At 64.6% G+C, this 20,537-nt stretch carries 16 protein-coding genes; 9 read left to right on the top strand and 7 right to left on the bottom strand.

The annotated features are described in order from the left end of the window. Positions 1 to 2 precede the first annotated feature (2 nt). Positions 3 to 911 carry a LysR family transcriptional regulator gene (locus GGQ99_RS20425; protein ID WP_183263961.1) on the bottom strand — a complete coding sequence of 303 codons (909 nt, stop codon included), beginning with the start codon at positions 909 to 911 and terminating at the stop codon, positions 3 to 5. A gap of 140 nt (positions 912 to 1,051) precedes the next feature. Here GGQ99_RS20425 and gstA point away from each other — a divergent pair, with 140 nt between their 5' ends. Continuing rightward, positions 1,052 to 1,678: a glutathione transferase GstA gene (gstA, locus tag GGQ99_RS20420; RefSeq protein WP_183263960.1), complete on the top strand. Its 627-nt coding sequence runs from the start codon at positions 1,052 to 1,054 to the stop codon at positions 1,676 to 1,678. A gap of 2 nt (positions 1,679 to 1,680) precedes the next feature. Further along, positions 1,681 to 2,010, top strand: coding sequence for a DMT family transporter (locus GGQ99_RS20415; protein WP_183263959.1), 330 nt, complete (start codon positions 1,681 to 1,683; stop codon positions 2,008 to 2,010). Between the two features lie 59 nt (positions 2,011 to 2,069). Here GGQ99_RS20415 and GGQ99_RS20410 read toward each other — a convergent pair whose 3' ends face one another. After that, on the bottom strand, positions 2,070 to 4,547 hold the full coding sequence (locus tag GGQ99_RS20410) for a GcvT family protein (protein ID WP_183263958.1): 2,478 nt from the start codon (positions 4,545 to 4,547) through the stop codon (positions 2,070 to 2,072). A gap of 215 nt (positions 4,548 to 4,762) precedes the next feature. Here GGQ99_RS20410 and GGQ99_RS20405 point away from each other — a divergent pair, with 215 nt between their 5' ends. Continuing rightward, positions 4,763 to 5,422, top strand: a complete 660-nt coding sequence (locus tag GGQ99_RS20405) for a dihydrofolate reductase family protein (protein ID WP_183263957.1) — start codon at positions 4,763 to 4,765, stop codon at positions 5,420 to 5,422. Positions 5,423 to 5,474: 52 nt separating this feature from the next. On the opposite strand, the gene GGQ99_RS20400 is transcribed toward GGQ99_RS20405, so the two are convergent. The 4 genes from GGQ99_RS20400 to GGQ99_RS20385 form a co-directional block, all read right to left on the bottom strand. After that, positions 5,475 to 6,257, bottom strand: a complete 783-nt coding sequence (locus GGQ99_RS20400; protein ID WP_183263956.1) for a DeoR/GlpR family DNA-binding transcription regulator — start codon at positions 6,255 to 6,257, stop codon at positions 5,475 to 5,477. Between the two features lie 77 nt (positions 6,258 to 6,334). Further along, a complete protein-coding gene (locus GGQ99_RS20395) occupies positions 6,335 to 8,755 on the bottom strand; it encodes a GcvT family protein (protein WP_183263955.1) in 2,421 nt (806 codons plus the stop codon). A 74-nt stretch (positions 8,756 to 8,829) separates the two neighbouring features. Then, the gene (locus GGQ99_RS20390; RefSeq protein WP_183263954.1) at positions 8,830 to 9,786 is read right to left on the bottom strand and encodes a PDR/VanB family oxidoreductase; all 957 of its coding nucleotides are present in this window, start codon (positions 9,784 to 9,786) and stop codon (positions 8,830 to 8,832) included. 175 nt (positions 9,787 to 9,961) lie between these two features. Then, a complete protein-coding gene (locus GGQ99_RS20385) occupies positions 9,962 to 11,161 on the bottom strand; it encodes an aromatic ring-hydroxylating oxygenase subunit alpha (RefSeq protein ID WP_183263953.1) in 1,200 nt (399 codons plus the stop codon). A 104-nt stretch (positions 11,162 to 11,265) separates the two neighbouring features. On the opposite strand from GGQ99_RS20385, the gene gcvA reads away from it, so the two are divergent. Then, positions 11,266 to 12,150 (top strand): transcriptional regulator GcvA, encoded by an 885-nt coding sequence (gene gcvA / locus GGQ99_RS20380; RefSeq protein ID WP_183263952.1) that lies wholly within the window; start codon positions 11,266 to 11,268, stop codon positions 12,148 to 12,150. Positions 12,151 to 12,374: 224 nt separating this feature from the next. Then, positions 12,375 to 13,346, top strand: coding sequence for a helix-turn-helix domain-containing protein (locus GGQ99_RS20375; protein WP_183263951.1), 972 nt, complete (start codon positions 12,375 to 12,377; stop codon positions 13,344 to 13,346). 161 nt (positions 13,347 to 13,507) lie between these two features. Here the strand turns inward: GGQ99_RS20375 and GGQ99_RS20370 are convergent, their stop codons facing one another. Continuing rightward, the gene (locus GGQ99_RS20370; protein WP_183263950.1) at positions 13,508 to 15,610 is read right to left on the bottom strand and encodes a bifunctional rhamnulose-1-phosphate aldolase/short-chain dehydrogenase; all 2,103 of its coding nucleotides are present in this window, start codon (positions 15,608 to 15,610) and stop codon (positions 13,508 to 13,510) included. Between the two features lie 234 nt (positions 15,611 to 15,844). On the opposite strand from GGQ99_RS20370, the gene GGQ99_RS20365 reads away from it, so the two are divergent. From GGQ99_RS20365 to GGQ99_RS20350, 4 genes are read left to right on the top strand one after another with little or no spacing between them, the layout of a single operon-like run. Continuing rightward, positions 15,845 to 16,621 (top strand): DeoR/GlpR family DNA-binding transcription regulator, encoded by a 777-nt coding sequence (locus GGQ99_RS20365; protein WP_108610380.1) that lies wholly within the window; start codon positions 15,845 to 15,847, stop codon positions 16,619 to 16,621. Further along, positions 16,618 to 18,027 (top strand): FGGY-family carbohydrate kinase, encoded by a 1,410-nt coding sequence (locus GGQ99_RS20360; RefSeq protein WP_183263949.1) that lies wholly within the window; start codon positions 16,618 to 16,620, stop codon positions 18,025 to 18,027. Before GGQ99_RS20365 ends, GGQ99_RS20360 begins: the two co-directional genes overlap by 4 nt. After that, on the top strand, positions 18,024 to 19,538 hold the full coding sequence (locus tag GGQ99_RS20355; protein WP_183263948.1) for an ATP-binding cassette domain-containing protein: 1,515 nt from the start codon (positions 18,024 to 18,026) through the stop codon (positions 19,536 to 19,538). The genes GGQ99_RS20360 and GGQ99_RS20355 overlap by 4 nt, the downstream gene beginning before the upstream one ends. Next, positions 19,535 to 20,536, top strand: a complete 1,002-nt coding sequence (locus GGQ99_RS20350; RefSeq protein ID WP_183263947.1) for an ABC transporter permease — start codon at positions 19,535 to 19,537, stop codon at positions 20,534 to 20,536. The genes GGQ99_RS20355 and GGQ99_RS20350 overlap by 4 nt, the downstream gene beginning before the upstream one ends. Position 20,537 lies beyond the last annotated feature (1 nt).

The following is a 20,537-nucleotide window of genomic DNA, read 5'->3' as shown; positions in this document are numbered from 1 at the left end:
CGTCAGGCGACGCGGCCTTCGAACAGGTCGCGCTCGCGCGCCAGCCCTTCGCCGACGACGTCGAAGAAGGCGCGGACACGAGCCGTGCCCTTCAGATCCTGATGGGTGACGATCCACAGCTCGCCGGAGAGTTCCTCGATCGGTTCGGCCAGCGCGCGCACCAGCCCCGGCTCGCCATCGCAGAGATAGCAGGGCAGCAGCGCAAGCCCGATGCCGGCCTTGGCCGCCACTGACTGGTTGACCAGGCTGTTGGTGCGGTAGACGAAGCTGCTCGCCGAGACGTTCTGTTCCAGCCAGTCCGCGGCCATGATGCCGCCCGCGGTTTCCTCCCAGCCGATCAATGCATGTGCGCCCAGCGCCGCAGCTTCGCCGATCGGGCCGCCGTTGATGTCGAGATAGGCTTGCGAGGCAAAGAACGTCCAGGCGACGCCGGCGAGCTTGCGGCCCCAGAGGTCGCCCTCCTTCGGCCGGATCGGCCGCAGCGCGACATCTGCTTCCCGGCGCGACAGGCTGAGCACGCGGTTGTCGATGGCCAGTTCGACGACGATGCCGGGATGGACGACGCGGAACTCGGCCAGATGCTTCGTCAGCCTGCTATAGGCGAGCGTTTCCGATGAGGTGACGCGCAGCCGCCCGGACAGCCGGCCATCGGCGCCGGCGATGTCGCGCGCCAGCGCCAGCGCCTCATCTTCCATGCGCTCTGCGGCAGCGGCCATGCGTTCGCCTGCCGGTGTCAGTTGATATGTACCGCCAGGCAGGCGCTCGAACACGCGCACTCCCTGCCGCTGCTCAAGCGCGTTGAGCCGGCGAAACACCGTCGAGTGGTCGATGCCGAGCAGTCCGGCCGCCGTAGTGAGGCTGCCGGCGCGGGCCACCGCCAGCACCAGCCTGAGTTCGTTCCAGTCTTCCATGCCTGCTTTCTAGCACGGCCGGCGCTTGCAGTCATGCAAGCGAGGCTGGCGAAAATCCAACGAGAATTGCGACAACGCAAGAGATAGCTTTGTTCCCTGGAAGCAACGACCGCACGGTCAAAAATCCGAGAGGACAGATCATGAAGCTCTATTACGCCACCGGCACCTGCTCGCTGTCGCCCCATATCGTGGCGTTCGAAGCGGGCATTTCGCTCGACATCGAACGCGTCGACATCTTCAAGAAACCGCATGTCACCTCGACAGGCCACGACTTCACCAAGGTGAATCCTAATGGCTACGTGCCGGTGCTCGAACTCGACGACGGCTCGCTGCTCACCGAGGGCGCGGCGATCGTGCAATATCTTGCCGACCTCAGGCCGGAAGCGAAGCTGGCTCCTGCGGCCGGCACGCGCGAACGCTACGAGCTGCAGTCCTGGCTCAACTTCGTCGCCTCCGAACTGCACAAGATGTACAGCCCCTGGCTGTTCCATCCCGAATACGGCGCCCAGGCCCAGGAGGTGGCGCGCGGCAAGATCGCCGAACGCCTCGCCTCTGTCGAAAGCCATTTGGCAGGCACCGGCCCCTATCTGATGGGCGAGACCTTCACTGCGGCCGATGCCTATCTCTTCACCATCGTCGGCTGGTCGGACTTTGCCAAGGTCGATCTTTCCGCTTTCCCGCGTCTGCGCGCCTTCATGGACCGCGTCGGCGCACGGCCGATGGTGCGCGAGGCGATGCGGGCCGAAGGCATGAAGCTCGCGGCCTGACCATGGGTCAGGGACTTGCCTGGACCCTGCTTGTGGTAGCCGGCGTTCTCGATGTCGCCTGGGCGGTGTCGATGAAATATGCCGAAGGCTACACCCGCCTTGGCTGGTCGATCGTCTCGGTGCTTCTGCTGGCAGCCTTCGTCTACCTGCTCGGCAAGGTGCTGGAGGCGTTGCCCGTCGGCACCGCCTATGCGGTGTGGACTGGGATCGGCGCTGCCGGCACCGTCATCATGGGCGTCGTGCTGTTTGGCGAGACGCTTGGGCCGTTGCGTTTGGGCGGGGTCGTTGTCGTGCTTGCTGGCATCGCCATGCTCAAGCTGGCTGAGGCCTGACGCCAAAGAAAAGCCCCTCCCGCAATGGGAGGGGCAGTCGGGGTGGGTAGGGTGAATGATCAGGCGGCTTCGCGCAGGTCGGTGCTGTCGGCCTTCACCCGCTCCGACTTGGGGTCGTAGGGCGCCTTGAGATGTGCGGTCGCGGTGTGGCGTTCGCCGGCAAGGTCGATCTCGAAGCGGCCGCTTTCGATGAGGTCCTTGTCGACGCCCTCCGCATTGTCGAGCAGGCCGAGCGCCACCGAGCGACCGAGCGTGTGGCCGTAGGATGCCGAGCGCACTTCGCCGACCGGCTTGCCGTTGCGCAGGATCAGCTCGCCACCCCACAGCATGGGGGCGGAATCGTCGAGCGTGAACTGCACGATGCGGCGGGTGAGCTTGCCCTTGGCCTTCGTTTCGACCAGCGCTTCGCGGCCGATGAAGCCGCCCGGCTTGTCCATCGACACGGCGAAGGCAAGGCCAGCCTCGAACGGGTTGATGTCGGGGGTCAGCTCGCGGCTCCAGGCGCGGAAGCCCTTCTCGATGCGCAGCGCCTCCAGCGCGTAGTAGCCGCAGTCGGTCAGGCCGTGTTCGCGTCCTGCCTCATGCAGCGCCTCATAGACGCCGACGGCGAATTCGGTCGGCACGATCAGCTCCCAGCCAAGCTCGCCGACATAGGTCATGCGGTTGGCGTAGGCGGTGGCATAGCCGATGTCGATCTCGCGGATACTGGCAAACGGGAAGCCGGCATTGGAGAGATCCGCCGAGGTTAGCTTGGCAAGGATGTCGCGCGAGCGAGGGCCCATCAGCGCCAGCACCGCATAGGATGAGGTGACGTCGGTCAGAGTGACATGTGCGTCCTCGGGGATATTTTTCGAAATCCAGTCGGCGTCGTGCACGGCCTGGGCCGAACCGGTGACGATGAGGAACTTATCGCGGCCAAGCCGCATCACTGTCAGATCGCTCTCATAGCCGCCGCGCTCGTTGAGCAGGCCGGTATAGATGGAGCGGCCGATCTCGACGTCGACGTCAGCGGCGCAGATGCGGTTGAGCACGGAGGCTGCGTCGCGGCCCTGCACCATGATCTTGGCGAAGGAGGTCTGGTCGAAGATGCCGGCGGCCTCGCGGGTGGCCTTCATCTCCCGCTGCACGGCACCATGCCAGTTCTGTCGGTCGAAGGAATATTCGGTCTCCGGCTTCTCGCCCGGCGCGGCGAACCAGTTGGCGCGCTCCCAGCCCATCTTGGAGCCGAAGCAGGCGCCCCTGGCGGCCAGCCGGTCGTAGAGCGCCGAGCGGCGGAACGGCCGCGCCGTGTCGAGTTCGCGGTTCGGCCACGGCATGGCGTAGTGCAGGCCGAGCGTTTCCTTGACGCGGTCGTGCAGCCAGCGCGGATTGTTGTTGAAGCCGGCGAAACGCCTGATGTCGACCGGCCACAGGTCCATGGTCGCGGCACCGTTGACGATCCACTCGGCCAGCGCCCGACCAGCGCCGCCGGCACTGGCGATGCCCATCGAGTTGAAGCCGGCGCCGACGAAGAAGTTCTTCAGCTCCGGCGCTTCGCCGAGGATGAAATTGTTGTCGGCGGTGAAGCTTTCGGGGCCGTTGTAGAATTTCTTGACCTCTGAAGTCTCCAACTGCGGCACGCGCACCAATGCGTTCTGCATCAGGATCTCGAACTGGTCCCAGTCGTCGGGCAAAAGCGCGAACTCGAAATCGTCGGGGATGCCGTTCATGCCCCACGGCTTGGCCTCGGGCTCGAAGCCGCCCATGACGAGGCCGCCGACTTCTTCCTTGAAATAGATATAGCCGTCTGGATCGCGCAGCACCGGCAAGTCCGGATGCACGCCCTCGATCTTGCCGGTGACGATGTACATGTGCTCGGCCGAATGCAACGGCACCGTCACCCCGCACATCGCGCCGACCTTGCGCGCCCACTGACCTGCGCAGTTGACCACGATCTCGGCTGCGATGTCGCCCTTGTCGGTCGAAACACCCGTTGCCCGACCGTCCTTGACGGTGATGCCGGTGACGCGGACGCGCTCGATGACGCGCGCCCCGCGATTGCGTGCGCCCTTGGCCAGCGACTGGGTCAGGTCGGTCGGGTTGGCCTTGCCGTCGCCGGGCAGCCAGACTGCGCCGACGAGATCGTCGATGGCCATGACCGGCCACTTCTCCTGCGCCTCCTTGGCCGAAATCACCTCGATGTCGACGCCCTGTGCCCGGGCGGACGCCGCGGTGCGCTTCAGCACCGTCATGCGGTCGGCGCTGCGGGCCACCGACAGCGAGCCGCAGTTCTTCCAGCCGGTGGCAAGGCCCGTCTCGGCCTCAAGCTCGCTGTAGAGCTGGGTCGAATATTTGATCAGGCTCGTCATGTTGGCGTGGCTGCGCAATTGCCCGACCAGACCGGCTGCATGCCAGGTGGTGCCGCCGCTGAGCTGACCCTGCTCGAGCAGCACGACGTCGGTCCAGCCGAGCTTTGTCAGGTGATAGGCGACCGAGCAACCGATGATGCCGCCGCCGACAATGACGACGCGTGCCTGCGTCGGGAATTCCTGCGCCATGATGAAAAGACCTCCCAAGGTGATGGTCGCTACCTTAGCGTGGTCGCAACAAAATGCAACATTAAATGCAACAAATAATCACATATGCCTGGAACCCGACGAGGCAGGGACCGCGCGGTGCAGAGTCCAGCAATTTTTTCCCGACCCTGTCGGAACGAGTCTCCGCCGAACGTCTTCAAGGCGTACAGTCGGCAGGTGCGATGAGGAGATCAGACATGAGAAAGATCGTGGTGGGTGCATTCATGAGCCTCGACGGCATCATGCAGGCACCCGGCGGACCCGACGAGGATCCGATCGGCGGCTTCAAACTCGGCGGCTGGGCGGCGCCCTATTTCGACGACACGATGACCGAGGCGGTGGGCGAGATGTTCGCCAGGCCGTTCGACCTGCTGCTTGGGCGCAAGACGTACGACATCTTTGCCGCGCATTGGCCCTATGTCGATGCGGACGATCCCATCGGCCCGCTGTTCGACCGCATCAACAAATATGTGGCCACCCGCAATCCTGACCTGAAGCTCGGCTGGCAAAACAGCCATTCACTCGGCCCGGACGCGGTTGCTGCCTTGCGCAAGCTGAAGAGAGAGGACGGACCCGACCTGTTGACCCAGGGCTCGACGGATTTCCTCAAGACCCTGTTCGCCGGCGACCTTGTCGACGAGCTCAACATCTCGATCTTCCCGCTGGTGCTGGGCAAGGGCAAGCGCCTGTTCGGCGATGCCGCCCTGCCGTCGGCGCTGAAGCTGGTGTCGTCGAAGGTTTCCGGCACCGGAGTGACGGTCAACAAGTACATCCGTGACGGCGACATCGTCACCGGCTCGTTCGAGTTCGAGACCCCGACCGAGGCTGAACTGGAACGGCGGCGGAAGCTGACCTGATCGTCGGGCCGGGCAAACGCGGAGCGGCAGCCTCGCCGCTCCCCCAGGTCGGCTATTCGCCGACGATCACCTTCGGTCCCTTGCGCTCCAGTGCCTCCACCATCGCTGCGGGGGGAGGGGCGTCGACGATGATGCCGGCGGCAAGCTCGAAGCGCTGGATGCGCAGCGGCGTCAGCCGGCCGAACTTCGAGCTGTCGAGCACGAAATAGGCGCGGGCGGCGGTGGCCGCCATGCGCGAGCGCTGCTCGGCGCCGTTGCGGGTGAAGTCGGTGATCTCGCCATCGGGCGACAGTGCGCCGGCGCCGAGGAAAGCGACGTCGATGCGGAAGCGGCTTATGGCGTCGAGTGCGTCGATGCCGACCGCGGCCTCTTCCGACGGGTCGATCTCGCCTCCGAGCATGTGGACGCGCACATGCGGCTGGCGGCACATATGCAGGGCGATCGTCAGGCTGGTGGTGCAGATGGTCAGGTTCTGCTTGCCGGTAAGCGCATGCGCCACGGCGAGCGTGGTGGTGCCGGAATCGAGGAACACCACCATGCCGTCCTCGACGAGTGCTGCGGCGGCCCGGCCGATGCTGGCCTTGCCGCCGGCATTCTCCTGGCTGCGCAGGGTGAGCGCCGGCTCGGTGGCCTCGAACAAAGTCGCCCCGCCATGGACGAGGTCGAGCTGGCCGCGCTCGGCCAAAAACTTCATGTCGCGGCGGATCGTCTCCCGCGACACGTCGAAGAAGGCGGCAAGCTCGGTGATGCCGACCGAACCGTCGGCGGCAAGCCGCCTCAGGATCTCGTCATGGCGGCGCGGCGCGAGCGCCTTGTGGTTCTGCGAGTCGGACATGGGGCCAATGTGGCGGCATTGCCGTTACATTGGCAAGCAGATGTTGCAATATGTGGCATGCGGCGCATGCCGCCACATCAGATCCGGATGCGTTCGCCCGAGGGGTCGTAGGTGCAACGCTCCACCACGGTGGCGCGGCTGCGGCGGCCGAAGGCCTCGACCTCGATCTCCTGGAGGCCCATGTCGTCACCCTTGAGGTAGCCGAAGACGAGCGAAGCGCCGACCGTGTGGCCGAAGTCGCCGCTGGTCGTCATGCCGACGACGCGGCCGTTCATCGACATCGCCTCGCCGCCATAAACGGGCAGGGGATCATCCAGGCGGAAGCAGGCGAGCTTGCGGGTCAGTTCACGCTCCTTCTGGGCGGCGAGCGCATCGCGGCCCTGGAAATCGCCTTTCTTCATCGCAACGGCAAAGCCTAGGCCTGCTTCCAGCGGCGTATCGTCGGGCGTGATGTCGGCGCCCCAGTAGAGGTAGCGCTTTTCCATGCGCAGGCTCGAGATCGCCTTGTAGCCGACATCGGCAATGCCGAATGGAGCGCCCGCTTCGCGCAGCACCTCATAGACATAGGCCATGTATTCCGTGGGCACATGCAACTCCCAGCCGAGCTCGCCGACATAGGTGACGCGGGCAGCAAAGACCGGCGCCCAGCCGACGCGGATCTCGCGGCAGGTCATGTAGGGGAAGGCCTCGTTGGAGACGTCGTGCTCGCTGGCCTTGGCCAGCACCTCGCGGGCCAGCGGCCCGCACAGATTGATGACGCCATAGGCACCGGTCACGTCATGCACCGAGACCGAACCGTCGCGCGGCACGTGGCGGCGGATCCAACCGCCGTCGCGGGTGCCGAAGGCGGATCCGGTGACGACATGGAAGCGGTCTTCGCCGCGTCGCATGATGGTGAGATCGGCCTCGATGCCGCCGCGCCTGTTGAGCAGCTGGGTGTAGATGACGGCATTGTCGCCGCGGTCGACATTGGCCGCGGCCAGCCACTGCAGATAGGTAAGTGCACCCGGGCCCGACACTTCGAATTTCGAAAAGGACGACTGGTCGACCAGTGCCACGCCCTCACGTACGATCTTGTGCTCGCGGCCGATGACTTCGGCATAGGGCGCGCGTTCGAAGGTTTCGAGCGGCGGTTTGGCCTCGCCCGGCTTGAGGAAATAGTTGGGGCGTTCCCAGCCGAACTTGACGCCGTTGACGGCACCTTGCGCGGTCAGCGTCTGGTAGAGCGGCGAGCGCCGCAGCGGCCGGCAGGCCGAACGTTCTTCTTCCGGCCAGGCGATGGCGTAATATTTCGAATAGGCCTCGATCGCGCTGTCCCTGAGATAGGCGAGGCCGCCATGCGGATGGCCGAAGCGGCGCAGGTCGAAGGCCCAGAGGTCCATGCCCGGGTCGCCTTCGACAATCCAGTTGGCCATGGCGCGGCCCGCGCCACCGGAAGCGGCGATGCCTGAGGTGAAGCCGCAGGCGACGAAGAAGTTCTCATAGTCGCCGGCAAGGCCCATGACTGGCTCGCCGTCGGCCGAGATCGGGATCGGGCCGTTGACCACGGCGCGCACGCCGAGTTCGCCAAGGATCGGAATGCGGTTTGCGGCACCTTCGATCACTTCCGAGATGCGCTCGAGATCGTCGGGGAAAAGCTCCTGGCCAAAACTCATCGGCAGTTTGCCGAGCCCGTAAGCGGCGCGGGTCTCCTTTTCCCAGCCGCCGATCGCCATAGCACCCGGCTCCGGCTTGACGTAGAAATTGGCGTCGGGATCGCGCAGGGTCGGCAGGTCGTCGGGCACGGCAGGCGACTTCTCGGTGACGAAATATTCGTGCTCGACGACCGTAATCGGCAGGTCGATGCCGGCGAGTTCGCCGAGCTGGCGGGCCCAGAGACCTGCGGCATTGACGACGATCTCGCAGCCGACATCTCCATCCGCGGTCTTCACCGCGGTGATGCGGTGATCCTTGATGGCAAAGCCGGTGACCGTCACGCCCTCGACGATGCGTACGCCGCCTGCACGTGCGCCCTTGGCGTAGGCATGGGTCAGCGAATAGGGGTCGACATGGCCGTCCGAGGCGATCCAGGTCGCGCCGCGGAGGTCCTTGGTGTCGACCAGCGGGAACAGCCGCTTCACCTCGTCAGGCCTGACCAGCTCCATGTCGAAGCCGTAGCTCTTGGCGGCGGTATGGGCGCGCTTGAGTTCCTCCCAGCGGGCATCGGAAGTGGCGAGGCGCAGGCTGCCGACATTCTTCCAGCCGACGTCCTGGCCGGTCTCGGCACCGATCTTCGCACACAGGTCGGCGCTGTACTGCATCAGGCGGGTCAGGTTCACCTTGCTGCGGAGCTGCCCCATCAGGCCAGCGGCATGCCAGGTCGAGCCCGCCGTCAGCTGGTTCTTTTCGAGGAGCAGCACGTCCTTTTCGCCGGCCTTGGCGAGGTGGTAGGCGATGGAGGTGCCGATGGCGCCACCGCCGACGATGACGATGCGGGCGTGCGAGGGAAGCTTGGACATGTTGGCCTTTCGGGACTGGCCTCGCAGGCGGCGAGGAATTTCGGTTTCGTTGCGGCCGGCGCGTGCCGGCCTGTTCAGAGATCGAGGGTGAGGCTGGCTGACCTGGCGCGCGAGCAGCAGACGGTGAGGAAGTCGCGGCGCTCGTCGTCGGTCAAAGCTTGGTCGCGGTGGTCGGGTTCGCCGTCGAGATAAGGAACCATGCAGGAGCCGCAGATACCCTGGCGGCAGCTGGTCGCGATGTCGTGGCCGTCGGCCTTGAGCGCGGCGAGCAATGTCGTGCCAACGGATACCTGGATGGTCTTGCCGGTCGAGGCGATGGTCACCGAAAACGGCTTGTCGCCTTCCGCCTGCCTGGCCTCGGGTGTGAAGCTTTCGACATGGACTTGCTCGCGCGGCCAGCTTTCCGTGGCGCGGTTGAAGGCTTTCAGGAAACCGGCGGGACCGCAGGCATAGGCATGCACACCTGCAGCCGCAGTGCCGACGAGCGCCGCCATGTCAGGCCTGCGAGCCGGGTCGTTGCCGTCGAGATGGAGTGCCGCACGCCCTGCCGCGACCTCGGCCTGGATGATATCGCGAAACGCCACTTCCTTCAGCGAGCGGGCGCAGACATGGACGAAATAGCTCGCCTTGCTTCGCTTGAGATGGTGGATCATGGCGATGACAGGCGTGATGCCGATGCCGCCTGACATGAGGACGTGGTGTTGCCCATTCTCGGCAAGCGGGAACCCGTTGCGTGGCGGATCGGCGCGCACCACCACGCTGCGCGAAAACGTCTCGGCGACTTCGAGCGAACCGCCTTCGCCATTCTCCTCGCGCTGGACCGCCACCCAGTATTCGGCCTTGTTGGCCGGGTCGCAGCACAGCGAGTAGCAGCGTGCCCGGCCGCTCGGCAGGCGGAAGTTGAGATGCGCGCCCGCACTCCAGGCGGGCAATCGCTCGCCATGGGGCGAGACCAGCCGATAGGCCGAGACGCGTGGCGTCAACACCTCGATCTCGGCTATCTGCAGCAGGATTTCCGGCCTGGAGAGCATTTTTCACACTTGTCCCTAGGGCTAGGCGCTGGCGACCCCCTCTGTGGGGAGGGGTAAGGGGTGGGGGTATTGCCAGAGGCGGAGCCCGCCGGGATGGGAACCTGACATGGCATCGCCAGCGGACCCCCCACCCTCGATCCCTCCCCACAAGGGGGAGGGAGGTTGGCCGGCCGGATCAAGCCGTCATCTGGTCGGCGTACCAGCGCACATACCGATCGACATTGGCTTCCTTGGTCGGCGAATAGGGGCCGGGCTCGAAGCCGGGGGAGGTGATGCCGATCCACTGGCGCCGGCAGATCTCCCAGTCCTCCGACATCACCTGATCGTGGAACGCGGCGATCTTCCCGGGGTCGTAGTCGCGGCCCTCGACAGCCTTTTCATCGACCAGCCAGTAGCCGCGCACGATCGTCTTGGTCGGCGACAACGGCGTGATCCGCACGGTGTGGGCATAGTCGGAATTGGCGTGGCACCAGAAATTGATATTGGTGTTGGCGCGCGCCGTGCCCATGTCGGGATCAGTGAAGCCGGCCATCAGCACGTCGCAGACCAGCTGCCCGTCCGGGCTCTCGGTGACCATGCCCTTGCGCACCGGGGTGCGGTTGGCGCGGAACCACTCGGACGTGTTGTTGGAAGAGGTGTTGACGCGGGCCGTGTCGAGACCGGCTTTTTCCCAGCGGATGCGGCAGTCGCCCAGCCGCTCCGAAATCTCGTCCTTGAGGTCGGGATTGTCGTTTTCGGTGTCGTACTGCACCGAGACATAGCCATGGTGGTTGGCTTCGCAGTGATAGCACTCGCGGTTGTTCTCGACGACGATCTTCCAGTTGACGTCGAGTTCATAGTCGCGGATCAGCGCGATCTTTGCCTTGGCCATGCCCTGCGATTTCAGGATCGGCGACAGGTGGTCGCGCAGCTCTTGGAAAGGCGAGGGGGTCCCGGACAGGTTGACGAAGATCAGCCCGTCGAACTCTTCCGCATGCGCCCGCTTCAGGCCGTGTGCGGCCTTGTCGAAATCTTCGCCCATCATCGGCGCGCCGATCAACTGGCCGTCATGGGCATAGGACCAGGAGTGATAGGGGCAAACGAGTCGTGTCGCCTTGCCCTTCTCCTTGGTGCAGATGATCGAGCCGCGGTGGCGGCAGACATTGTGATGGGCATGCACCTTGCCATCGCGGTCGCGAACCACCAAAACGGGCGCGCCGCCGACATCGAGCGTCATGTAGTCGCCCGCCTTGGGCAGCTCGATCGAGTGGCCGGCGAAGAACCAGCTGTTGCGGAAGATGCGGGCCTGCTCTTCGGCGAAAATCTCGGGATCGGTGTAGAAGGCGCGCGGCAGGCCGTAGCCGGGGCGATAGCCCTGGAGCCAGTGGACGTTCATAGCAGTGCCTCCCAGATGCTGAACCTGGGCAGATTGGAAACGTTCTTGCCTGCCCAAGCAAACGCGATTACCTTGGGGGAAGCGCAAGAAAATCTAATGGTACAATGGCCTCTGCCCGACCACCCCTGAACTGGCTCCGGGCCTTCGAGGCCGCCGCACGGCTCGGCAGCTTCGCCGGAGCCGGCGCGGAACTGAACGTCACGCCCTCGGCCATCTCCCAGCACATCAGGGCGCTCGAGCTCAGGCTCGGCAAGGAGCTGTTCGACCGCCACGCCAATGGCGTCAGGTTGACCGACCGCGGCCGCCGTTATGCCGAAGAGCTCGGACGTGCCTTCGGCCTGATCGATGAGGCGACCGCCAGGATCGCCGGACGCGGCACGCGCGAAATGCTGGTCGTGCATGTGCCGACGTCGTTTGCCAGCCAGTGGATCGCGCCACGGCTCGACCTGTTTCGTGCCTCCCATCCGACCATCGATCTCAGGCTGACCGCGCTCGACCATGGCGAAGGCAAGGTCGATGCCGCGATCGAGTTCGGCTGGGGCAACTGGCCGAAGCGCGAGGCGACGCTGCTTTTGCGCGACGAGACCTTTCCGGTCTGTACGCCGAAATATGCCGAGTCGCTGAATTCACCCGAGGACCTGAGGGCTCGAGACCTGCTGCATGTGCCCGGCTATGACGAGGATTGGGACACCTGGCTCGCCCATGTCGGCGTTACCGGCATCGACACATCGGCCGGTTCGTTCTTCGACCAATCGATCATGGGCATTCGTGCCGCGATCGAAGGCAAGGGCGTGCTGCTCGGCAGGACGGCGCTCATCGAGCGCGAACTGGCGAGCGGCCTCCTGGTGGCGCCGTTCGAGCAGCGACTGCGCGGGGCGGGATCCTATTGGTTCCTTGCCACGCCGCAGAAAGCCAGGACACCGAAGGTGACGGCTTTCCGTGACTGGCTGTTGAACATGACCGCGCCCGTGGCAGCCGTCGGGGCGTGATCTCGGACTGCCTGGGGTGACGCTCGCCACAAATTGCAATGTTGCATTTTGTGTTATTTTGCGCCAATTTGTGACTCAACGGTTTTGGCCTGGGAAAAGTCGAGCTCCTGCCTTGCCGCATGCGCCGGGAGGGCCACATGAACGCGCCAAGCAAGCACACGGACTTCGATGTTGGAGCCTGCTGGCCGGGTGTGGGTTTCCAGCGTTCCGTGCCGCGATCCCAAGTGGCACAAGCATCGGCCGAGTTCTCCATCCTGCTCTTGCAGGGCTTTTCCCAGCTCTGCCTGTCGTCACTGGTCGAGCCATTGCGGCTTGCCAATGCGCTGGCCGGCACCGAGCTGTTTCGCTGGAAGCTCGTCAGCCTCGACGGACGCTCGGTGGCGAGCGCCAGCGGCATTGCCGTCGAGGTATCAGGCAGTTTCGCCGAGGCGGCCAAGGCGCTGCCGTTCGAGCCGCAGGCGGCATTGGCGATCTGCGCCGGGGAGGGCGTGGAACAGCACGGCTCGCAGGAGCTGCGCGCCTGCCTGCGCCGTATCGGCCGCGCCCAACTCCCAATCTATGCGTTGGGCACCGCGACCTGGCTGCTGGCCGATGCGGGCCTGCTCGGCGATGCGCGCTGCACCATCCACTGGGGCAAGATGGCAGCACTTTCCGAAACCTTCTACGATCTCGCCATCGACGACGCGCTGTTCGTGCGCGACGGCCAGATCGTCACCTGCGCCGGCGAACTCGCCGCCTTCGACCTTGCCATCGACATCGTGCAGGAACGCTGCGGCACGGAATTGGCGCGCAGCATCTGTCAGCATGTCACCGCCGATCGCTGGCGCGACGGCGCCGCCTGCCAGTCGGTGCCGCCGGGCCTTCGTTATGGCAGCACCGGCAAGAAACTGTTGCGCATCGTCCAGCTGATGGAAAAGCACATCGAGGAGCCGCTGTCGCTGGAGGATATCTCGGCCCAGGTGTCGCTGTCGCGGCGCCAGATCGAACGGCTGTTCGAACGCCATCTCGCGACGACGCCATGGCAGCATTATCTCGGCCTGCGGCTCGCCAAGGCGCGGCAACTGATCGAACTCACTAGCATGCCCATCATGAACGTCGCCGTTGCCTGCGGCTTCGTCTCGTCGTCGCATTTCTCGAAAAGCTTTCGCGACCACTTCAAGGTCCTGCCGAGCAAGTTGCGCTCGCCCGCGGCGTGACGATCAGGCGTCGACGCTAACGGCGCTTCGACATCAGGCTGGACAGCCTGTCGTTTCCAGGCGATCGCTGCTGCTCAGGCCGCCATAGGGCGTCACTACCCGGCGCGGAAGACTCGGCGCTGCGCTCCAGGGCCACGGCATAGCCCTGGACTTGCGTCACCTCAGCGCGTGAAGCTCTGGGCGTTGCCGGCGTCGACATTGATGATGTTGCCGGTCGACTTGGCTGACATGTCGGAGGCGAGGAAGTAGACCGCCTCGGCGATGTCCTCGGGGAATACCGAGCGCTTCAGCATCGAGCGCTTGCGGTAGTGCTCCTCGAGTTCGTCCGGCTGCATCGCATAGGCCGCCGCGCGCTGTTCGCGCCATTCGCCGGTCCAGATCTTGGAGCCGCGCAGCACGGCATCCGGATTGACGGTGTTGACCCGGATCTGGTGCTCCGCCCCTTCGAGCGCCAGGCAGCGGGCGAGATGGATCTCGGCCGCCTTCGCTGTGCAGTAGGCCGCCGCATTGGGCGAGGCGGCAAGCCCGTTCTTCGAGGCGATGAAGACGATGTTGCCGCCAAGCTGCTGCTGCTTGAAGGTGCGGAAGGCCTCGCGCGACACCAGGAAATAGCCCTTGGCGAGGATGTCCATGTTGCGGTTCCACATCGACAGCTCCGTGTCCTCGATCGGCGCCGACGACGAGATACCGGCGTTCGAGACCAGGATGTCGACGCCGCCGAATTCGACGGCACTGGCGGCATAGGCCGAAGCCACGCCGGCTTCGTCGGTAACATCGAGTTGCACCGGACGCACGAAATCCTTGCCGAAAACCTTGCCAAGCTCGTCATGGGCAGTGGCCAGGGCCTGCTCGTCTATGTCGGCGATCACCACGCAGGCGCCCTCGCGCAGAAGCCGGACTGCGGTTGCCTTGCCGATGCCGCCGGCGCCGCCGGTGACCAAGGCAATCTGCCCGGCCAGCGACTTGGGCTTGGTCATGCGCTGGAGCTTGGCTTCCTCGAGCAGCCAGTACTCGATGTCGAAAGCCTCCTGTTCGGGCAGGCCGACATAGGTCGACACCGCCGAGGCACCGCGCATGACATTGATGGCGTTGACGTAGAACTCGGCCGAAATCCTGGCGGTCGCCTTGTCGGCGGCGAAGGTGAACATGCCGACGCTGGGCACCAGGTAGACCACCGCGTTCGGGTCGCGCACGGCGGGCGAATCCGCATGCTTGCAACGGTCGTAATAGGCCTGGTAGCCGGCGCGGTAATCGTCCAGCGCCTGGGGCAGGGCTGCGACTACGGCATTGACGTCGGGCTTTGCCGGATCGAAGTCGATCACCAAGGGCCTGATCTTGGTGCGCAGGAAATGGTCGGGGCACGAGGTGCCGAGGGCTGCGAGGTCGCGCAGATGGTGCGAGTTGACGAACTCCAGCACGGCATCGCTATCGTCGAAATGACCGAGCTTGCGCACGCCTTGTTGCGAGATCATTCCGCGGATGCGGGGCATCAAGCGCGCAGCGATTGCACGGCGTTCGACCGCCGGCAACGACTTCACGGCTGCGCCGCCGAAAGCCGGCTTGCCCTTCGTCTCGCCCTCGAACCAGCCAATGGCCTTGTTTATGGTGTCGATGGTGATCGAGTAGCATTCTTTTGGTGTATCGCCCCAGGTGAACAGGCCATGGCTTTCGAGCACGACGCCTTTGGCTGCCGGATTTTCCAGGCAGAATTTTTCCAGCCAGAGGCCGAGCTCGAAGCCCGGCCGCTTCCACGGCAGCCAGCCGATCTCGTCGCCGAAGATCCTGGCGGTCAGGGCCTTCGAATCCTCGGCAGCGGCGATCGCGATGATCGCGTCGGGATGCATGTGGTCGACGTAAGCCCTTGGAACATAGGCATGAAGCGGGGTGTCGATGGAGGCCGCGCGCGGGTTGAGGTTGAAGGTGCAGTGCGGCAGGTAACCGACCATCTCGTCCTCATGCGCGAGGCCACGATAGAGCCCCTTCAGCGCCCTGAGCTTATCCATGTAAAGCGTGGCGAAGCCATCGAGCTTGATCGAGGCGCTGTCGCCGCCCGACCCCTTGACCCAGAGAACTTCGACCTCGCCACCCGTCAGCGGATCCTGCTGGATGATCTTGGACGAGGTGTTGCCGCCGCCATAATTGGTGACGCGCTTGTCCGAACCCAGGATGTTGGAGCGATAGACCAGCCGCTCCGGCTCGCTCATGGCGGCGGCCCTTGCGTCGTCCCACAGATTTGCAAGCCGCGTGGAGTTGGTGTCGGGCATGTCGGATTCCTCCCGGCGCGAGATCGGGCGCCGCTCTCGTTTGGCCGTAAAATCAGGCCAAGCCATGCGGTTTGTCAATCGCAAAAAGATTGAACTTTGTCATTGTGCGGCGCGGTATGATCTAGTTGCAGCGCGATATGAGCAATTTTCGTCACAAACCGCTTGCGCAAGAATCTGATTTGCGTAAGTTAGCTCATGGCACTGCCTTTTCGCGAAGCCATGGGAGGTGTTTTCGTGAACGACATGGTCCGCCAACGGCAGATCGTCGAGCTCTTGCGCGACAGACCCTTTGCTTCGGTGCGCGAGTTGCAGGAGCATCTCGGGGTTTCCGCGGCGACGGTGCGGCGCGACATCGACAAGATCGATGAGGCTGGTGGTGCCCGCAAGGTCTATGGCGGTGTCTCCGCGCTTGATGGCGCAGCCCAGGGCACGGCCTTCGCGCGGCCCTATGACGAGAACCGCGATCTGGCCGTCGAGCCCAAGCGGCTGATCGCAGAGCTTGCCGCGACCATGGTTGCCGATGGCGACGCGGTGATCGTCAATGGCGGTTCGACCTGCTTCCATCTCGGCGTCATGCTGGCCGACCGCAATGTCCGCCTGTTCACCAACTCCATGCCGCTGGCCGGTTATCTCGGCGAGCACGGCAAATGCAGCCTGACGCTTGCCGGCGGCGAGCTGCATCGCGAGCCACGTGTGATCTACTCGCCGTCGCAGCCGATCAATTTCTACGCCTCGAAGTTTTTCCTCGGGGCGCAAGGGATCAGTGCCGACGGTCTGCATGAATCGCATCCGCTGATGGTGCGCTCGATCCAGGAACTCAGCCGCAATGCCGATCAGATCGTCGTGCTGGCCGACAGCCGAAAATTTTCGATCCATGCCCGCAATGCTGCCTTGCCGCTGTCGCGTGTCGGCATGCTGATCACCGACGACGGCCTGTCCGACCAGCATGCCAAGATGCTGGAGAGTGCAGGCATAACGCTTCGCATCGCTTCCAACGGGGGCGGGGCATGAGCGGCGCGCTCGCAGTCTTCGATCTCGGCAAGACGAACTCCAAGCTGTTCGTGTTCTCGCCCGATGGCACTTTGCTCGACGAACGCCGTACCAAGCCGATCTGGCAGGATTTTCACGGGCGGAGCGTGCTCGACGACGAACGACTGTTCGCCTGGATGAACCACGAACTGGCCGAGGTCGCAGCGACGCACGACGTGACGCGGCTGACGATATCTGCCCATGGCTGCGCCTTTGCGCTGGTGCGCGGCAACGAACTCCTGCATCCGATCCTCGACTACGAGCAGGAAATTCCCGATGCGGTTGCCGATGCGATCGACCCGATCCTGCCCGACTTCGCCGAGACCTATACGCCATGGCTGCCTCTAGGCTTTTCCATTGCCCGCCACATCTATTGGCTTGAGGTTGAAGAGCCCGAGGCTTTCGCCGTGACCGAGGCGATCCTTTGCTATCCACAATACTGGGTGTGGCGCTTCAGCGGCCGCAAACTGGCCGAATGGTCCTATCTCGGCGCACACAGCCAGCTCTGGGCGCCGCTCGAGCGGGACTACAGCTCGCTGGTCGAGCGGCTTGGCTGGCGCGACAGGTTTCCGGCGATCGCTCCGGCTGGCGCGGTGGTCGGTGAAGCCAAGGTAACCTTGGCCGACGGTAGCACCCGCGCCATCGCCGTCCACAACGGCGTGCACGACTCCAATGCGGCGCTGGCCTACTACCGCATGACGGGGCTGAGCGACTTTACGCTCGTCTCGACCGGCACTTGGGTCATCATCATCAATCTCGACTGTCCGCTGGGCGCGCTCGACCAGGAGCGCGACATGATCGCCAACGTCACCGTCGATGGCGAGCCGGCGCCGTCGCTGCGCTTCATGGGCGGGCGGGAATACGATCTCATCAGCGAAGGCTGGAACAAGCCGATCACGCAAGGTGCGGTCGAGCGCGTGATGGAACGCAGCGTCTTTGCCATGCCGTCATGGGCAGCCGGCGGACCTTTCCCGGAGACGAAAGGGCAGATCGTCGGCGGCGAGGTCAGCGGCGAGGAGCGTGCGGCGGTTGCCGTCCTCTATGTCGCCATGATGACCGACCTGTCGCTCGACCTGATCAAGTCGGAAAATCTCCTCGTCGTCGATGGTGGCCTGGCGAAGGTCGATCTGTTCACCGCGATGCTGGCGCAGTTGCGCCCGACCCAGACCGTCGTGCGCTCGACGATGAGCGAAGGTTCAGCGACGGGTGCCGCCGCGCTGGCCTTCAAGGCGCTCGGCCTCAAGCCGTTCAAGGACGAGACCGTTCCCGTGACCGCAAGCTACATTCCGGGCCTAGATGCCTACCGTGCCCGCTGGCGCGAGATGGCCGAGGGCGCGCGGGCCGCGGCACGGTCCGGCATGGCCGAAGCGGAGAGGGCGAGCCGGTGAGCAATCCGACCGCCTATGTCAGCCTCACCGGCATGTCGAAATCCTTCGGCGGGGTGAAGGTGCTCAAGGAAGTGGATTTCGACGTCCGTCCCGGCGAGGTGCACGCGCTTCTGGGAGAGAACGGGGCCGGCAAGTCGACGCTCATCAAGATGATGTCGGGTCTCTACACACCTGATGCCGGAACCATCATGGTTGGCGGCAAGGAAGTGAAGTTCTCCTCGACGCGCGATGCGGCCGCGGTAGGCATCGCCACCGTCTATCAGGAGTTGCTGCTTTTTCCTGAGCTGTCGGTGGCTGAAAACGTGTTCCTCGGCAACTATCCGCGTACAGCTTTGGGTATCATCGACTGGGCCGAAGTGCGCCGCCGCACCCGCGACCTGCTCGACCAGCTCGACACCTACGATCTCGACGTCGATGCCAAGGTGCTCAGCCTGTCGGTCGCCCAGCGCCAGCGTGTCGAGATCGCCAAGGCGCTGAGCAAGAATGCCCGCATCCTGATCATGGACGAGCCGACCGCATCGCTGGTCGAATCCGACGTGCAGCGGCTCATGATGATCGTCAGGCAGTTACGCGAGCGCGGTGTCGGCATCGTCTATGTCAGCCATCGCATGTCCGAGATCTTTGCGCTTGCCGACCGGGTGACGGTGCTGCGCGACGGCGCCCATGTCGCCACCAGGGACATCGGCGAGGTCGACGAGAACCAACTGGTCTCGATGATGGTCGGCCGTTCGATCGAGAGCCTGTTCCCCAAGGCCGACGCAACCATCGGCGAGACCGTTCTTCGGGTGACGAACCTCAATCACGGCCGCCACGTGCGCGACATCTCCTTCGATCTGCGGCGTGGCGAGATCCTCGGTATTGCCGGCCTCGTCGGCAGCGGCCGCACCGAGCTGGCGCTGACGCTGTTCGGCATGACGCCGGCAACCTCTGGTGAAATCGCCATGGACGGCAAAGTGGTTCGTATCGGATCGCCGCGCCAGGCGCGCGATCTGGGCATTGCCTATGTGCCGGAGGATCGCGGCCAGCAGGGGCTGGTGAAATCCATGGCCATCCGCAAGAACGTGTCGATGGCGACCATCGAGCGGTTGTCGTCGGGCATCTTCATCAAGGCCGGCGAAGAAGCGCAGCGCGCGCTCGACGCGGTTAAGCGGCTCAGCATCCGCTGTCGCAACATCGGCCAGCCGGTCGGCGAGCTCTCGGGCGGCAATCAGCAGAAGGTGGTCATCGCCAAATGGCTGGAGACAATGCCCAAGGTGCTGATCCTCGACGAGCCGACCCGAGGGGTCGATGTCGGCGCCAAGGCCGAGATCCATACGATCATGGGGGAACTGGTGAAGCAGGGCGTGGCCATCATCATGATCTCCAGCGAACTGCCTGAGGTGCTGGGCATGAGTGACCGCGTCCTGGTGATCAGCGGCGGCCGCATCACCGGCGAGATCGCCCGTGCAGAAGCGACACCGGAGCGCGTCGGTGCAGCAATGACCGCGCATCGCACCGGGGAGGCCGCATGATGACGACGACAGTCGAAGCGACTGCCCGTTCGCGCTCGGCACCCCAGCGCCCCGGGTTCTTCAAGCGGCTGTTCGCCGAATACGGCCAGGAGATCGTGGTGCTTGCCGCCATCGTCGTCCTGTTCGCCGTGGTGACGATGGTCAATCCGCGCTTTATCAGCGCCAACAACCTCACCACCATCTTCTCGGGTAATGCCTATATCGCCGTCGCAGCCATCGGCATGGCGATGGTCATCGTCACCGGCAATATCGACGTTTCGGTCGGCGCATTGATCGGCGTGCTGGCGACGATCTCGGGCACGCTGGCGGTCGCCGGTTACCCGATCTGGTTCGCCTGGCTGGCACCGGTCCTGGTCGGCATGGCGATCAACGCCATCATAGGCATCCTCGTCGCCTATGCCCGCATACCGTCCATTGTGGTGACGCTCGGCGCGCTGTCCATCCTGCGCGGCGGCCTGATCAGTGTCACTGGCGGTACCTGGATCACCGACCTGCCGTCCGCCTACCTGATCGCCCAGAAGCAGGTTCTCGGCCTGCCCGTGCCGCTCGTATTCATGGTCGTGCTGACAGCGCTTGCGGCACTGTGGATGCGCTACACCGCCTTCGGCCGCTCGCTCTACGCCATCGGCGGTAATGCCGAGGCAGCCCTTGCGACCGGCATCCCGATCGCCCGCCGCATCGTCGCCGTCTTCGTCATCCACGGTGCTTTTGCCGGCCTCGCGACCATCCTGTTCGCCACCCAGTTGCAGGTCATCCAGTCGACGGTTCCGCCAAACCTGGAACTCACCGTCATCACCGCCGCCGTCATCGGCGGCGTGTCGATTCTCGGCGGTTCGGGCACGGTGATCGGCTCGACGCTGGCGACCATCCTGTTCGCCACCATCGGTTCGGCGCTGATCTTCGTCAACGTCTCGGCCTATTGGCTGCGCGCCGTGATCGGGCTGCTGATCCTGGCGACCGTGCTGGCCGATATGCTGCGCCGGCGCGGCAGAAGCTGAG

It is taken from the genome of Aminobacter niigataensis, assembly GCF_014200015.1.
Taxonomy (GTDB): domain Bacteria; phylum Pseudomonadota; class Alphaproteobacteria; order Rhizobiales; family Rhizobiaceae; genus Aminobacter; species Aminobacter niigataensis.
Note: the sequence above shows the minus strand (reverse complement) of the source record. Positions and strands in the feature narration are given on the sequence as shown.

What these genes read in the sequence shown, in the direction of transcription:
- GGQ99_RS20350 (WP_183263947.1), top strand. Translation starts at nt 19,535, where the DNA reads ATGATGACGACGACAGTCGAAGCGACTGCCCGTTCGCGCTCGGCACCC.
- GGQ99_RS20405 (WP_183263957.1), top strand. Translation starts at nt 4,763, where the DNA reads ATGAGAAAGATCGTGGTGGGTGCATTCATGAGCCTCGACGGCATCATG.
- gstA (WP_183263960.1), top strand. Translation starts at nt 1,052, where the DNA reads ATGAAGCTCTATTACGCCACCGGCACCTGCTCGCTGTCGCCCCATATC.
- GGQ99_RS20410 (WP_183263958.1), bottom strand. Translation starts at nt 4,547, where the DNA reads ATGGCGCAGGAATTCCCGACGCAGGCACGCGTCGTCATTGTCGGCGGC.
- GGQ99_RS20415 (WP_183263959.1), top strand. Translation starts at nt 1,681, where the DNA reads ATGGGTCAGGGACTTGCCTGGACCCTGCTTGTGGTAGCCGGCGTTCTC.
- gcvA (WP_183263952.1), top strand. Translation starts at nt 11,266, where the DNA reads ATGGCCTCTGCCCGACCACCCCTGAACTGGCTCCGGGCCTTCGAGGCC.
- GGQ99_RS20395 (WP_183263955.1), bottom strand. Translation starts at nt 8,755, where the DNA reads ATGTCCAAGCTTCCCTCGCACGCCCGCATCGTCATCGTCGGCGGTGGC.
- GGQ99_RS20390 (WP_183263954.1), bottom strand. Translation starts at nt 9,786, where the DNA reads ATGCTCTCCAGGCCGGAAATCCTGCTGCAGATAGCCGAGATCGAGGTG.
- GGQ99_RS20425 (WP_183263961.1), bottom strand. Translation starts at nt 911, where the DNA reads ATGGAAGACTGGAACGAACTCAGGCTGGTGCTGGCGGTGGCCCGCGCC.
- GGQ99_RS20385 (WP_183263953.1), bottom strand. Translation starts at nt 11,161, where the DNA reads ATGAACGTCCACTGGCTCCAGGGCTATCGCCCCGGCTACGGCCTGCCG.
- GGQ99_RS20370 (WP_183263950.1), bottom strand. Translation starts at nt 15,610, where the DNA reads ATGCCCGACACCAACTCCACGCGGCTTGCAAATCTGTGGGACGACGCA.
- GGQ99_RS20360 (WP_183263949.1), top strand. Translation starts at nt 16,618, where the DNA reads ATGAGCGGCGCGCTCGCAGTCTTCGATCTCGGCAAGACGAACTCCAAG.
- GGQ99_RS20400 (WP_183263956.1), bottom strand. Translation starts at nt 6,257, where the DNA reads ATGTCCGACTCGCAGAACCACAAGGCGCTCGCGCCGCGCCGCCATGAC.